The organism is Alteromonas ulvae, assembly GCF_048987005.1.
In the GTDB taxonomy this organism is placed as follows: domain Bacteria; phylum Pseudomonadota; class Gammaproteobacteria; order Enterobacterales; family Alteromonadaceae; genus Alteromonas.
The window spans coordinates 965,807-981,701 of sequence record NZ_CP185261.1; the positions used below are offsets into that span (position 1 = coordinate 965,807).

The 15,895-nt window shown below is 44.3% G+C and carries 10 protein-coding genes; 7 read left to right on the forward strand and 3 right to left on the reverse strand.

Annotated features, from left to right (window positions below; translation table 11 throughout):
- Positions 1-62: 62 nt before the first annotated feature.
- Complete coding sequence (locus tag ACOJR9_RS04265) at positions 63-1,079, reverse strand: LacI family DNA-binding transcriptional regulator (RefSeq protein ID WP_420935135.1); 1,017 nt, start codon at positions 1,077-1,079, stop codon at positions 63-65.
- Positions 1,080-1,423: 344 nt separating this feature from the next.
- On the opposite strand from ACOJR9_RS04265, the gene ACOJR9_RS04270 reads away from it, so the two are divergent.
- The 6 genes from ACOJR9_RS04270 to ACOJR9_RS04295 all read left to right on the forward strand — a co-directional run bounded on the left by ACOJR9_RS04270 (position 1,424) and on the right by ACOJR9_RS04295 (position 11,937).
- On the forward strand, positions 1,424-3,691 hold the full coding sequence (locus ACOJR9_RS04270; RefSeq protein ID WP_420935136.1) for a TonB-dependent receptor: 2,268 nt from the start codon (positions 1,424-1,426) through the stop codon (positions 3,689-3,691).
- Positions 3,692-4,178: 487 nt separating this feature from the next.
- Positions 4,179-5,603: an exonuclease subunit SbcD gene (gene sbcD, locus ACOJR9_RS04275; protein ID WP_420935137.1), complete on the forward strand. Its 1,425-nt coding sequence runs from the start codon at positions 4,179-4,181 to the stop codon at positions 5,601-5,603.
- Positions 5,600-9,430: an AAA family ATPase gene (locus ACOJR9_RS04280; RefSeq protein WP_420935138.1), complete on the forward strand. Its 3,831-nt coding sequence runs from the start codon at positions 5,600-5,602 to the stop codon at positions 9,428-9,430. Before sbcD ends, ACOJR9_RS04280 begins: the two co-directional genes overlap by 4 nt.
- A gap of 189 nt (positions 9,431-9,619) precedes the next feature.
- Positions 9,620-10,426: an alpha/beta fold hydrolase gene (locus ACOJR9_RS04285; protein WP_420936046.1), complete on the forward strand. Its 807-nt coding sequence runs from the start codon at positions 9,620-9,622 to the stop codon at positions 10,424-10,426.
- Complete coding sequence (locus ACOJR9_RS04290; protein WP_420935139.1) at positions 10,423-11,313, forward strand: GGDEF domain-containing protein; 891 nt, start codon at positions 10,423-10,425, stop codon at positions 11,311-11,313. The genes ACOJR9_RS04285 and ACOJR9_RS04290 overlap by 4 nt, the downstream gene beginning before the upstream one ends.
- Positions 11,314-11,430: 117 nt before the next feature.
- On the forward strand, positions 11,431-11,937 hold the full coding sequence (locus ACOJR9_RS04295; protein ID WP_420935140.1) for a CreA family protein: 507 nt from the start codon (positions 11,431-11,433) through the stop codon (positions 11,935-11,937).
- A gap of 122 nt (positions 11,938-12,059) precedes the next feature.
- Here ACOJR9_RS04295 and ACOJR9_RS04300 read toward each other — a convergent pair whose 3' ends face one another.
- Positions 12,060-12,818 carry a MipA/OmpV family protein gene (locus ACOJR9_RS04300; RefSeq protein ID WP_420935141.1) on the reverse strand — a complete coding sequence of 253 codons (759 nt, stop codon included), beginning with the start codon at positions 12,816-12,818 and terminating at the stop codon, positions 12,060-12,062.
- Positions 12,819-13,050: 232 nt separating this feature from the next.
- Between ACOJR9_RS04300 and ACOJR9_RS04305 the strand changes: the two genes are divergently transcribed.
- The gene (locus ACOJR9_RS04305) at positions 13,051-13,980 is read left to right on the forward strand and encodes a BadF/BadG/BcrA/BcrD ATPase family protein (RefSeq protein WP_420935142.1); all 930 of its coding nucleotides are present in this window, start codon (positions 13,051-13,053) and stop codon (positions 13,978-13,980) included.
- Between the two features lie 132 nt (positions 13,981-14,112).
- On the opposite strand, the gene ACOJR9_RS04310 is transcribed toward ACOJR9_RS04305, so the two are convergent.
- Complete coding sequence (locus tag ACOJR9_RS04310) at positions 14,113-15,705, reverse strand: ABC-F family ATPase (RefSeq protein ID WP_420935143.1); 1,593 nt, start codon at positions 15,703-15,705, stop codon at positions 14,113-14,115.
- Between the last annotated feature and the right edge of the window lie 190 nt (positions 15,706-15,895).

Consider the following 15,895-nt stretch of genomic DNA (forward strand, 5'->3'; position numbering starts at 1 on the left):
TTACGGATAAATGCTGTTAAGGCGGTTTTGTTAACGCTACAGACTGAATAAAGCGACAGCGTTTATTTAGTTGAACGCCTTACAATGAGTGACGTTTCTACCACTTGATTTTCAGTTGGCTTATTTTCTAACTGATTAAGCAGTTGCTCCACCATAAGGGTAGCGGCCTGCTGCGTATTCTGTCGAATTGTTGTCAGCGCTGGATGCATGAGCTCGGCGAGTGATATATCGTCATAGCCCACTATGCCTACGTCGCTTGGAATGCCGACGTAGCGCTCTTTCAGTGCTTTTAGCGCACCTAATGCTACCATGTCACTCACACATACAATGCCATCGAAATCGAGGCCGTTAGCTTTTATCCGATCATTCATATACTGATAAGCCGTTTTCGACGTGATATCAATAGCGCCTACATGAGAAAAATCTGGCTCTATTTCGGCCTCTTCATGGGCCTGCAGGTAGCCCCTAAGTCTTTCTCGCATTTCTGCGTGTTCTGAATCACCGAGAAATAGCACCCGTTTTGCTCCCTGATTTAAGAGGTGCTTTGTTGCTTCATAGCCACCTAAAAAGTTGTTGCCACCCACAATAGGGTAGCCAGCATCAGTTTTGGTGTCTCCCCACACCACAATGGGCACGCCACTTTGAGCAGCACGATCAATCTTTTCCGTAGTTTTACCTTGTCCAATAACCAAAATGCCGTCGGCTCTTTGGCTGTGAATAAAGTAATTGGCCCAATCGTCAGAGGCCATAAAAGAATTAGACAGCAGTAGTTCATAACCTTTGGCGTTCAGCGCCTGATTCATTTCGCCTACTAGTTTGAGTAAAAACGGGTCTGTGGTGCTTTGTTCAGTGTTATCGATAAGGTTGAGTATAACGGCAATAACGTTGGTTTTTTGAGTGCGAAGACGACTTGCTGCGGCATTAATACTGAAATTATGTTCTTTAGCTAACGCCTGTATTTTTTCTCGTGTTTCCTTGCGAATGAGTGGGTTATCTTTGAGTGCTCTTGAAGCTGTGGAGGTAGATACCCCTGCTAATTCGGCAAGTCTAGCAAGCGTTAGTTTTGTATCAGCAGTCAATGTTTACGTTCTCTAATGTTAATTGCTTATTATGCAGGGCATCTTCTGCATGATGAGTGTTTTGATTGTAGATAGCCCGACAGCGGCCAAGTTGTGCCAACTCTTACGCATTAAAGCTTATCGTATCAATAAGCTAACAATATAGCGCACAACCACCTTGTATAAAATAGACGTTCTGTCGAATATTAAAAAAATGCAAACGATTGCAATTTTTTCAATTTTCGTTTGCAATCGTTTGCAAACGGATCTATTTTGTTGTCAATTCGTGATGTACGTAACATTTCATAAACGTGTTATGCGCATTCAGTTAACAACGCAATATAACATTTTCGGGAGCACACACCATGAAAACGTTGTTTACAAAAGCTTCGCTAGCCAGTGCCATTGCAGTGGCACTTGCACAACCTACAATCGCACAAGAGTCAGAAAAAGATACAAAAGCACTTGCAAAGGAAAACGCGGAAGTCATTGTGGTAAGTGGAACGCCTGGCGGCGCAGGAATAAGAAAAATAGACGCAAGCTTTGCTGTCACAAACATAGATGCAAGCGACATTGAAAAGTTAGCCCCTAAGTCTACCGCCGACTTATTTAAAGCTATCCCCGGTGTATGGGTCGAGAGCTCGGGCGGTGAGTCTGGTGCCAATGTGTTTGTTCGTGGTTTCCCTGGAGGCGGCGACGCACCATTTCTCACAATAGCGCTGGATGGGTCACCCATTTACCCCGCGCCAACCCTATCGTTTTTAGAGAATTCTCAGCTTTTCCGTATCGATGAAACCATCGAAATGGTAGAAGGTTTGCGCGGTGGACCCAATCCAGTAGTGAGTAACGGTCAGCCAGGCTTAACGACCAACTTCAGAATGAAGCGCGGTGGCGAGTCTAGTGAGGCAATGGCAAAGTACACGGTGTCTGACTATGGTCTTAATCGTGTTGATGTAGTGGCAAGTGGTGCACTCGCTGATGACCTGTACTACATGGTAGGTGGGTATATTAAAAGCTCTGAAGGGATCAGAGACGCCGGCTTCAATTCTGAGCAGGGCAATCAGTTTACCGTAAACATTACTAAGGTGTTCGATAAAGGCGAACTCAATTTATATACCCGCCAAACTGATGATCGCGGCACTTGGTATTTACCTACGCCGCTGAATGTTGAAGGCATTGATGCAAATTATACTCAGATAGGCCCGCTTAACAGACAAGCCACCATTACCTATGGTCCAGACGATACTACCGAAGCGTTCGATTTTGGTGATGGGCGAGGCTGGGACGGTCATGTAAGCGGTGGAAGCTTAAAATTAGATCTTGGCAATGACTGGTTTCTTATCGACCGTTTTAACCTAACCAAAGGTAAAGCAAACACGTTTGGGCTTGTACCGGAAGGCGCTGCAGTCACGGTTTCAGACGTAGCCGATAATGGTGAATCGGCTATTGGTGCCGTAACGGGCACTACTTATGCAGGCGATACGCCCATTCAGCAAATTGGTCGTTGGGTGGTACTCAAAAACATTGAATCATTTACTAACGACTTAGCGATATCGAAAAGCTGGGAAGATTTTGATGCGTCATTTGGTATTTACAGTGCGTCGACTAAGTCAGAAGACTGGTGGAGTATAGGTAATACGGCTTATCACGTATTGCAACCAGGCGGTGAGTTGCTGGACGGCATCGAATGTAATAACAGCGCTGAGGGATGTGGTTTTAACTACGATATTAATTCGGTGGGCGATGCCAGTACTATGGCCTTTTACGCAACGGGAAAGTGGTATGCCACTACAGACCTAAGCATTGATTTAGGCCTACGCCGTGAAAATCACGAAGTGAATTATTCTGTGGATGAAGATTTAGACGGCACCATTACCAAAGCCCTTGAATACGATGAAACCAAAACATCGTGGACCTTAGGAGCGAACTACGCGCTAAACGATAACAGCGGCGTTTTCATTCGTACAAACCGCGGTTACAAAATGCCGTACTTCGATGATTTTCGTGATAACTGGGGTGCATATACTGGCGGCAACGACCTTATCCAAGAAATAACGCAGGCGGAATTGGGTTATAAGTTCATGAACGACAGCGTACAGTTTTTTGCTACGGCTTTTGCGAACGAAGTGGAAGGCGATACCTTTGTGCGCAGACCTGGCGTACCGGCTGAAATTCTTACTAATGAAGCCTATGGTGTCGAACTAGACGGTCGATATAGCCATAACTCGGGTTTCTCGTTAAGCGTGAATGCAACACTTCAAGAAACTGAAATTACAGCAAGCGCAACTAACGAAGGCAACGAAGCTCAGCGTCAGCCAAGTTGGCAGGTACGAGTAACGCCAAGCTACGATTTTGATATAAACGATATGTACGCCACCGTATATGGAACCTTGTCTGCCGTCGGCGACCGCTTTGGTAATAATGAGAATACCGTAGTGCTTGAGGGGTACGAAAAAATTGATGTGGGTATGACATTAGACCCAACAGAATCACTTCGCCTTCAACTGTCGGTTGATAACTTAACCGATGAACAGGGCATTACGGAGGGTGATCCGCGTAATCCTGAAGCACCTAATGGCCGTTTCATCATGCCTCGCAGCGTAAGATTTAGCGTGTCGTACCTATTCTTTTAAATGCGTATAGCAAGAAGCTTTGGACATAAAAAGAAATCTAAGCGACTAGAAAGATAAGCGACAAGGAATACAAAAAATTGAAGGGGCTGGCGCTAACTACGCCAGCTTTTTTTTGTTTGTACTTTCTACCTACACTTACCGTCTGCATTTCTCGAGCTAGCATTCATCAAGTCAGCCGAAAGCCAAAAGTCAGAACGAAAAGGGGTAAATAAAAAACATCAAGAGTGCATACAGAGAAAAAATGGCACAGTTGGCCACAGGGCTGCATTGCCTTGAAAACGTATATGCACCATTGTTATAAAAGTAGAATATCTCTATAGTTCGAAGATGTTTTTTGTGCTTGTATTTAAGTGCTTGTATAAAAGTTTTGGTATGTAACAACTTGGCAATTGGACTTATGAGCTTTCGGCTACACGGTGATAAGTACTTTGCGAGTTGAATATACGTCACTTTATTCTTTCCAAACGCATTCTGGTTTCCCAATTACATGAAAATATTGCATACGTCTGACTGGCATTTAGGGCAGAGCTTTTTTACAAAAAGCCGAAAGTTCGAACATGACGCCTTTTTGAAATGGCTGCTAAATGAAGTCGACATTCATGAAGTAGATGCAGTAATTGTGGCGGGCGATGTGTTTGATACAGGTACACCTCCCAGCTACGCCCGAGAGCTTTATCATGCCTTTATTGGTGCGCTGCAAGGTCGTCAATGCACCCTTGTTGTACTGGGGGGAAACCACGATTCTGTGTCTGTACTCAACGAGAGTAAATCGCTGCTTAAGTATTTAAATAGTCACGTTATCGCCAGCACGTTTGGTGATAGCGCCGAACAGGTTATTGCGCTTAAAAATAGGGCTGATGAGGTTGGCGCTATTTTATGTGCCGTGCCATTTATTCGCCCAAAAGATGTGTTGGTGAGTACAGCAGGACAAAGTGCACTAGATAAGCGTCATGCGTTGGGGGAGGCAATAAAGCAGCATTACGCAATGCTGTATCAGCAAGCCATTGCGCTTCGACATTCGATTGCAGCACAAACGCAGCAGCAGGCCGAGACTATTCCCATTGTTGCTACCGGCCATTTAACCGCGCTGGGAGTGAGTCAGTCTGAAAGCGTGCGGGATATTTATATCGGTACGTTAGAAGGGTTTGATGCAGGTGGCTTTCCGCCAGCCGATTATATTGCGTTAGGCCATATCCACCGCCCACAAAAAGTGGCTAAAACCGAACATATTCGCTACTCCGGCTCGCCAATACCCTTAAGCTTTGATGAACTCAATACGCAAAAGCAGGTTGTTATGGTGGAGTTTACATTAGGCCAAACCGCTATCACGCCAATCCCCGTGCCGCGCTTTCAAGCCATGGAGGTGATCAAAGGAGATTTAGCGAGTATTGAGTTAGCCATTAATAATAGCATCGCTATTGCTGATGCCACAGAGCTTTCCCCCGTGTGGCTGTGTATTGAAGTTGAAACTCAAGATTACCTCACGGATTTGCAACAGCGTATACAGACCTTGCTAGAAGGTAAAAACGCCGAAATTTTGCAACTCAAACGTGTGAGAAAAAGCGCCACTAAAAGCTTAAGTGAAACAAAAAACAGGCAACTGAGCGAGCTGTCGGTAAAAGAGGTATTTGAGGCGCGGTTGGCCCTCGAAGATTTTGACAGCCTTGAGCTGAACGAGAGCCCTGAGCTGAACGACAGCCTTGAGCTGAACGACAGCCTTGAGCGGGATAACAGCCCTGAGCCAGATGAAAGCACATCCACTCAAGCACCATCAGCAAACCGTAAAGCGCGCATAACACAATTGTTTTCAGAGGCAGTAGAGCGAGTTCGCGCTAATGATGAGGATAATGACGCTCTTGTTAATAACACTGCAGCTACTAGCAATAAAGCAAATAAGGAGCAGGCGAAGTGAAAATATTAACCCTGCGACTTAAAAACCTAAATGCCTTAAAAGGCGAGTGGAAGATAGATTTCACCCAGTCACCTTTTGTTGACAACGGTTTATTTGCCATTACCGGGCCAACCGGTGCAGGTAAAACCACATTGCTCGATGCCATTTGCTTAGCGCTTTACCATCAAACGCCTCGTTTAGGTACTATCTCTTCTACGGCCAACGATATTATGACTCGCGGCACGGCAGAGTGTTTAGCCGAGGTGGAGTTTGATATTAAAGGCAAAGCCTATCGCGCGTTTTGGAGTATGCGCAGGGCGCGAGGTAAGGCCGATGGCAATTTGCAAAGTGCCGATGTAGAACTTGCCGAAGTAGACACTGGCAAAGTTCTAGCAACCCAGGTTCGACCTAAAAGTGATGAAGTAGAACGACTGACTGGGCTTAACTTTGCCCGCTTTACTAAGTCGATGATGCTGTCTCAAGGCGACTTTGCGGCATTTTTGAATGCCAATGAAAATGACAGAGCCGAGCTATTAGAAGAGCTCACGGGAACGGAAATTTATGGTCAAATTTCCCAAGCAGTGCATGCCCAATTTTCTGAAGCCAAACAAAAAAAGAAAGACTTTGGGTTAATGCTAGAGGGCGTAACGCTGCTTAGCGAACCTGAAACTAAGATGCTAAACGAAGAACTCACGCAGACCAAGCAACACATTGCCGATTTATCTGCAGAGCTTCATGTGTTGCACCAACAAAAGCAGTGGCAAGATGCGATTAAAGAAAATGAACACGCCGTAAATGAAGCGCAGAATTTACAAAAAGCAGCGCAGAGTGACGCAGACGAGGCAAAAAATAAGCTGGATAAATTAGCGCAAAGTGAACCCGCCGAGGTGCTACGAGTTCCTTACTTTAAATATAAATCGATTCAAGATGACGTGACTGTTTATGAGGGGCGACTGAAAGAAAAAAAGCAGCAGTTACCCCATGCTCAGGCGGCATGCAGTGAAGCGCAACAGTCTGTAGCGCGGGCCGAAGAGGCGCTGAAAGAGGCAAAGACTCATAATATTCGCCTTGAAGAACGCATCAATAACCAGGTGTTGCCTATAGACAATAAAATTCATCAGATCACAGACACCCTGAGCGAATTAACCAACACCATATCTAGGTTAACGGCATCTCTTGGCGAGCAAGAGCAAGAAAAGTCGCGAATTGAAAAGGCCTTTTCTCAGCAGCGCGCACTTAAAGAAGAATTGTCATCTTACTTACAATCGCACAAGCACATTGGCAATATTGCTGAGCATATAAGCGGCTGGAGCGAATCTGCCCTAGGCATAAATAACGAACGAGGGTTAATAACCTCATGGGTAACTAAGCGCAATGAAAACACCCGCACGTTAAGTCAGCTAGCAAACAAGGTAAGCCAGCGCTTTGATGAAGTATCAAAGTTCACTGTAGAAAGTGAACGGCTAAGCGAGCAAGTGCAGAGCTATCAACATGCACTTAACGTGCTGTTAAATGGTAATGAAAAAGCAACACTTAGCGATGAAGTTGCAGTTAAGCTTAAACACTGGGATAACATTATTCAGTGCGATCATTTGCAGCAACAATATAAAGCACTAACGGATGAGCTGAATAGTATTGCGACAGGCGATGAAGCCCGCAATAACGAAAAAGCGACGCAAAAAGCCAAGCGCGACAGTTTGGTGGATGACTACAAAGACACAAAAGCAAGATTAAAAGACATCGATGAGATTATATCGCTGAACAACGAAGTAGCGCATTTACGTGCTCAACTTAATGACGGCGAGGCGTGCCCCGTATGCGGTGCAAATGAACACAAAGTAGACTCGGTAAATATTGATGTACCCGCAACAGTGCAAAAACGCGATGCTCTTAAACAACAGTTAGAAGATATAGAGCACGAGGGAACAAAAGCCAAAGACGCACTAGCAAAAGCAGAGATGGCTATTGAACAGGCCCTCGCAAATAAAAGTGCTATTACTAAGCGGTTAGAAGAATTAAAAGTGCAGTGGCAACAGCAGCAAGAAGTGATTAGCCACGCCATCGACTCAGCATTTAGTGAAATACCCGTTGAAGACAACGTTCAATTTACACGTTTTAGCAACGCATACAAAGCGCGTATCGACTCTCTTAATCGGCAGTTAAAAGATATTGAGCGGGCGGAGCAGCAGTTAACCGACGAAAAAGCCAAGCACCACAATGCACAACGTGAGCTATCAAATGCAAATGGTGAGCACCAGTTACTGTTACAGCAACAGCAAAACGTGCAGACATCCGTTACTGAGCTGGAAAAAGATATTGAGGAAAAGCAGCGAGCACTCGATGAAAAAGAAGGTGCCTTAATTGCAGCGATAGCCGACGTTATCCAAGCAAATACGGATATTTTTGACGCTAGTATCTCTGGTGCTAATACTTCTGGCGCTAGTACCTCTGGCCTTAGCACTTCTGGTGTTAATACTGTTGAAGGTAAACACACTGAAATCAAATTGGATGCTCCCGAACCTCAACACTTAACCCAATGGTTAAAAGAAAAGGCCGACGCACTTAACGTTTACAAAGCAAAGCAGCATGAGCTTGAGTTACTGTTGCCAAGCATTAATGCCTTTAACGAGAATCTCGCCACGCTTACCCGCGATATAGCGACTTATAAACAGCAGTTGAACGACAATGCAGAAAAGGTGAAGCAATATGAAGATTCCCTGTCGTCATTAAACGCTAAACGACAGGAGGTATTTCCTGAGCAAAACATCACAACAGTACGACAATCAGCCGCTGAAAACATAGAGCGTATTGAACAACAGTTAACTGAATATAGAGCTAAGCAGCAAGTGGCCAATAACACTGCCGCTCGCCTAGATGCGGAAAAAGAACAGCTTATCGAGCAGTTAACTGCTAAACGAGAGCAGCTCGACATTGCTCATAGTGATTTTGAACGCCTGCTTATAAAAAGCCCTTTCGAGAACGAGGATGCCTTTACTCAATCGCTGCTTGATGAAGAAACCCGAGAGCAGCTTGTTGCGCTTAAGCATTCGATTACGCAAAAGCTGCAACATGCTGAGCTACTAGTGGCTAATGCGACTGCACAGCAAAAAAAGCTTAAAGGGAACGAGAATGCTGAGCGCTGGCAGCAGTTACTTAAAGAGCGCGGGCCGCTGCAGGTTAGCGAGAATATCGCTGAGAAAAATGAGCGTAAAGACGGGTTGTTGTCTACCCAGGGGCAGATAGCTCAGCAGCTAGCAGCCAATGGGCAGGCGCAAGAAAAACAGCAGAAACTAATTAAGGAAATGGCGAATTTTGAAGCCTATTACGACGATATTACGTACCTGCATTCCCTAATCGGTTCAGCCAGCGGTGACAAGTTTAGACGTTTTGCTCAAGGCCTTACTTTAGATAATTTGGTGGTGCTGGCCAATCAGCAGCTTGATAAGTTACACGGGCGTTATCAATTGATTCGCAAAGAAAATGAAGGTCTAGGGCTTAGCGTAGTTGATACTTGGCAAGGTGATGTATTACGAGATACCAAAACCTTATCTGGGGGCGAAAGCTTTCTTGTTAGCTTGGCACTTGCTTTATCTTTGTCTGATTTAGTGAGTTACAAAACCAGTATCGACTCCCTGTTCTTAGATGAAGGCTTTGGCACACTGGATGCTGAAACCTTAGATGTAGCCTTAGATGCACTTGATAACCTCAATGCTAGCGGCAAAATGATAGGTGTTATCAGCCATATCGAGGCCATGAAAGAGCGTATTCCTACTCAGTTAAAGGTAATCAAGCGGAACGGCGTAGGCTTAAGCGCGTTAGAAAAACAGTTTTCAGTACCTGCTACCTAAGTATAATTTTTACGGAATTTAAGTGTTTTTTTAATTCAAAACCCAATAAGGACGGGCTGTTCGGCTAATACTGCGCTACACTCAATACTAATCAAACAGAGAAAATGTGGGTGTGAGATAGAGATGTCTTTCACTAAAACAGCGGCTACAGTGAGCCTCCCCATTTTTGGCAACACCGGCAGGGTAAGTATGTACTTAGAAGCAGACATTAAGAAGCGAAATAATGTGCGTGTGATTGGCGACGGTGAGAATACACTGGTTCTAGCTCATGGTTTTGGTTGCGATCAGCGTATGTGGGATTACCTTATTCCCTTTTTTGAAGAAAGCTACAAAATCGTCTTGTTTGATTATGTTGGATGCGGGCAGTCTGACCTCAATGCATTCGATAAAAAACGGTATTCTCAGCTTAGTGGTTATGCGAAAGACATTGAAGAAATCTGTGATGCATTGGCACTAAGCAATGTTATTTTTATAGGGCATTCAGTAAGCAGTACCATTGGCATGCACGCAGCCATTGAACGTCCCGACTTAATAAGCAAGTTGATCATGGTCTGTCCTTCTCCGTGCTTCTTGAATTTACCGCCCGATTACATGGGAGGCTTTGAAAAGGAGGACTTAGAAGAATTGATCAATTTAATGGATAAGAATTATCTTGGGTGGGCGAGTTATTTTGCTCCCTTAGTCATTGGAGAGGGGAATGTTGATTCGTTTAAACAGGAGCTAGAAAGCAGTTTTTGTTCGACCGACCCCAGCTATGCTAAGCCTTTTGCGAAAGCCACGTTTTTTGCTGACGACAGGCACTTATTGCCCAAACTCTCTACGCCAACACTCATACTTCAAAGTCAGGACGATACTCTAGTATCCGTTGAGGTTGGTCAATACATGCACAAAGTCATTGAGCACTCTGTACTCACTGTTATAGAAGCCAAAGGACACTGCCTGCATATGACAACGCCAGAGCAAGTGGCGTGTGCTATCAAGGAGTTTCTCGATTGAAACAAGTAGAGGTAGAACACTTCCCCTGCTTGCTGTTTGTGACTCATCTTGAAAGCACTCAAGTATTATCAGGTAATTGCTATGCAGAGCAATTTTTACACGCTTGCTTTGACGAGCTCTCGCTGGCATTGACTGATATTCTATCGAAAGCCTCGCTTATTTTTTATGAAAGCTATGTAAAACCTATTCTTATGAATAATGGTATTTTTAAGGAAGTGCAGTTAACTTTGGTCACTCGTAGAGGCGATAGAGTCCCCGCAGTGGCGAATATAAGCCTGGTTGACGATAAGCTATTTTGGGCAGTTTATCCGTCCCAGGAACGGGATAAGCTTTACCAAGAACTGGTCTCAGCGCGAGAAAAATTAGAGAAAAAAACTGAGGAACTTACCCGTTTAACGCGTTTAGATCCATTGACTTCGTTGCTAAATCGCAGGGCATTGAATACCGATCTCACCAAGATAATCACATTCATGAAGCGTAAGTATGTACCAGTATGCGTTGTGCTTATCGATATCGATTTTTTTAAACCAATAAATGACAATTTTGGTCACGAATATGGCGATGAAGTGTTGTTAACATTGGCGTCTACGTTAAGCAATGTCGTAAGAGAAAGCGACCTTGTTGCCCGTTGGGGAGGTGAAGAGTTTCTCGTTGCCCTTTACAATACGAATCTTCAAGATGCTCAATATTATTGCAACCGAATTCACGAAGCGGCTCAAAAAATCACTTTGCCCAATAGCAAAAATTTAACGGTGAGTATTGGTGTTGCTGCAATAGAGCCTCGAGACTTAGAAGACAAAGACGTGATTGCCAAGAACATTAACAAAGCAGATAACGCGTTATATAAGGCAAAAAATAATGGTAGAAACCAAACCCAATTAGGCTGAATGATTGTTACGTCACTTTTTCACGCGCTTATAAACGTTTTTGGTTTTCACAGCAGTACAAAGCAGCTAAACCAGAGAAGGTGATAGATGCAAATTAAAAGGCAAATAAGGATAGAAATGAAAAACTTGATGTTAAAAGGGAGTACTGAAACTTCATTAAGCACGTTGTTGCGTAGAAGTACCTTTCTCGCTTTTTTAGCGATTGGAGGCGCAGCAGGGTGCAGTGATAGTGAAGTAGGGGATGTTTCTCTTGGCGTTTTTACCACCAAAGATATTAAAATTGATGCGCTAGTAGACCCTGTTGTAACCGGCGTTACCTGTCACATATCAAGTATTGAAGCAGATTTAGATTTCTCCGACCCGTCTGATAGCGCCATCGCTTGCAGACAAACCGGGCCGATAACCGCGGAAATGCTAGCGAATATCGATAAATCTCCCTCCGGAGACGTTATTTTCAGAAAGTCTAAAAGTGTATTTTTTAAAAATATGAAGCTTCGCAGAATCTATGACGAAGAGTCCAAAACACTGATGTACTTGTCTTACAGCACGAAGGAAACATCCGGCAGCTACAAACATAGCTTATCAACCGTGCCGTTATGGGAAACTGCAGCTTTCAATAATTAAGCGATTGCTGCTAAAAAGCCTATGCCGAAATTCCACTATCAAGTGCGCACGATAAATCGGATTTTTATCGTGCGTTCTCACAACCACTGTAAACAAGTTCGAGCTAGGTTTTAAAGTGCAATTTAAAACATGCGCGTATAAACCAACATAGCACTAAGCGCGGTGTCGTCATCGGTGAGTGGACTGTCACTTATGCTGCTATCAAAAAATGTGGCGCCCACATCAACTCGGGTCATTCCGCCTAAAAACTTCCCCGTAGACACGGCTACTCTTACTTCGGTATTTGTCGCGCTGCTCCCTTCATACACACCCCTAAATGCATTGACTTCTTCAGGGCGCACGCCGTAGTAATAATCCACATAGTTACTGTCTTGAAAGCTAAGGCCAACAGAGGGCTCAATCAAAAAGCCATTTATTCTGAATTGTTTACCTATTCGCGCGGTGGCTTGAAAACCATCGTATTTACCTAGCATATCGGCATTGGTGGATAAGGAATAGGTCCAGCTTTGCGTGTTGTAATTTGCGCTTATTCCAGCGGCAAAGCTAAAGTCTCTATCGTCCATTCCTTCAAAGATAAAGCTGTCGGATTCTTCGTAACCGGCAAACACAGGCACTAATTGTGCATCAACAGAGAAGCCCTCTTTTTGAAATACTTGGTAGCTTACAAAAGGCCCATACACCCTGAGTTTTTCGCCGGCATAACCAATAATAGGAATAGGAACAATTCGGTTATCGAATCCTGCGTAAACATCTTGCGATGCGTTAACGCCAAAACCATACATCCAACCTTGTGGTTGTTGTGGTGCTTGAGCATACGTCAACGTAGACGCTGTCAATGCTGACAGCACGCCGCCTAGCATTAAGCCTGTTTGTATTTTCAATGTTAAAGACTCCTATAAATTGGTGTTGTAAATTAGCGCATCAACAACAATACATCTATTTGGTCATTATTGATCAGCAATAGCACCTGCTGAATGTAACCAAGTGTTGCTGAGCTAGCCATTTTTAGTGGCAGACTTTGTAAAAAGAAAACATGGTTCGCGCTAAAAACCATCTTAGCTGACGGAAGCGCTTGTGATAAAGTGAAGAGATATGAGGTAATTATAAGAGAAAATGGTGAAACACGAATACATTATCGGCATTGACGGCGGAGGTTCACACTGTCGGGCTGTGTTGCAAAATAGTGATGGAAAGTTAGTTGGGGAGGGAGTCTCTGGTGCGTCAAACATCATGAGCGATCCCCATCAGGCATTGCAATCGATAGTGAGTGCCTGTAATGCAGCTGTAGCCGATGCGAACCTGTCTCTTTCTCTTTCTGAACTGGTGGTAATGGCTGGTCTTGCCGGCGCCAACATTCCTGAAGCAAAGACCTATTTTTTGTCATTGCCAATGCCGTTTAAACGCATTTATGTGATGAGCGATTTGCATGCCGCCTGCTTTGGTGCTCATGATGGCGCTAATGGTGGTTTAATTATCTGCGGTACTGGCTCGGCGGCAACGTGCCACACCGACAGCATATTTAAAGATATTGGTGGTTATGGACTAAACTTAGGTGACAACGGTAGCGCCGCCTGGCTCGGTCTGCAGGCAGTTAAAAATACCCTGCTTACTATAGATGGTGTTTATCAAGAAAACGCGCTTGCAAAGCGGGTGGTCAAGCATCTTAAAGCACGTACAGCTAGCGATATTGTTACTATTACCGCCTCTTACAAACCAAGCCATTATGGTCAGTTAGCACCTATTGTTACAGCATGTCATGAAACAGGCTGCGAAACAGCCTCTACTATTATTGAGGAAGGCGCACGCTACATCCATTCCATTATTGATACGTTAAACGACTATTATCGCACCTATTGTAAAACATCTGGAATGTCATCGATTATGCCGGTGTGTGTGGTTGGAGGCCTTGCAAAAACCTATATTCCATTATTGCCTGAGAATATACGGCAATCGTTATGCTGGCCAAAGACAAACGCTCAGCGCGGTGCAATAGAGTACTTTTCCCAAGTTGATGGCGCAAATGATGGCGTAAAGAGGGCGTAAAGTAGAAAAGGCCTCATTGAGACAGAGCTTATGCTAGCGGAGATTTGAGCAGAATGAGGCGTAAGAGATACGTGGTTTAAAGAAATAAGGTGGCTGGGCACCTTATTTCTTTTATAACGTTTGAACGTAAACTTACGCTATTTCTTTGTGCGATAAGAACTCTTCGTAGCTGCCATCAAAATGGTTAAGTTCTTGATCTTTAATTTCAATGACCTGAGTAGCTAGCGAAGAAACAAACTCTCTATCGTGGCTAACAAAAATAACCGTGCCATCAAATTTGTAAATCGCATTGTTGAGCGCTTCGATAGACTCCATATCCATGTGGTTGGTAGGTTCATCTAGAACAAGCACATTGATGTCTTGAAGCATTAGCTTGCCAAACAATAGACGGTTTTTCTCACCGCCTGAACACACCTGCACTTTTTTATTAAAGTCGTCAGAGGTAAACAGTAAACGCCCTAGCATGCCTTTGATTTGAAGGTCGTCATGCTTTGGGGTTCGCCATTGGCTCATCCAATCAAACAGAGTCATGTCTTTAGCAAAGTATTTGGCGTTGTCTTGTGGAATGTAACCAATAGCAGCGTTTTCGGCCCACTTGATGTTACCCATGGTAGGCGCTAAATCATCCACTAAAGTTTTAAGTAGCGTCGTTTTCCCCGCTCCATTTTCTCCAATAATCGCTAAGCGCTGACCTGCTTCAAGTAACAAGTTTACGTTGCTAAAAAGCGGAAGGCCGGGATAACTATGACCTAGCTCTTCAAGGGTAATGGCCAAGCGATGCAGCTTTTTATGCTGTTTGTACACAATGTAAGGCTTGCGGCGACTCGACGCTTTCACCTCAGACAATTCAATTTTTTCTAAACGGCGAGCACGAGATGTTGCCTGCTTGGCTTTAGATGCGTTGGCCGAGAATCGCGCAACGAAACCCTGAAGCTCTTCAATTTCAGCAGATTTCTTCGCGTTTTCGTTGTGCAGTTGCTCTTGCACTAACATTGCAGCCTGAACGTAATCGTCGTAATTACCTGGATAAGTACGAAGTTCACCGTAGTCAATATCCGACATATGCGTACACACTGAGTTTAAGAAGTGTCTATCATGGGAAATAATGATCATGGTAGATTTACGCTTGTTAAGCTCTTCCGCTAACCAGCTTATGGTATAAATATCCAAGTTGTTAGTTGGCTCATCAAGTAGCAAAATATCAGGCTCTGCAAACAAGGCTTGAGCAAGAAGAACACGCACTTTTTTACCCGGTGCAATTTCTTTCATTAGGCCAAAGTGGTAGCTTTCATCAATACCGGCAGAGCTCAATATATCGCCTGCTCGGGCTTCAGCTGTGTAACCGTCCATTTCGGCAAACTGAGTTTCAAGATCGGCAACACGCATACCGTCTGCTTCGCTCATATCAGGCTTACTGTAAATGGCGTCACGTTCTTGCTTTACTTCCCATAATTCACGGTCACCCATGATAACGGTATCAACTGCGCTAAATTCTTCAAATGCGAATTGGTTCTGACTTAAAATACCGAGTTTAGTACCCGGTGCCATAGAGACATTGCCAGAAGTCGGTGTAAGTTCACCGCTCAAAATTTTCATGAAGGTAGACTTGCCGCATCCGTTGGCACCAATTAGGCCGTAACGGTTGCCGTTGCCAAACTTGGCAGAAATGTTTTCAAACAGTGGCTTAGAGCCAAACTGCATCGTAATATTAGCGGTGGTTATCAAAACAGGTATCCAGGGGAGTAAATCAGAAGATAAAGCTGGGCGCGTTTGTACGCCGAGGCAGCTTGCATTGCGCGCGCACTATAAGGAAATAAGGGCAATATGTCGAGGGAAATTTGAACAGTGTGCAAAAAAGACGTCCCTGTCAACACACTTACACACTTACACACAAACACATTTGCCGGTAGGCAGA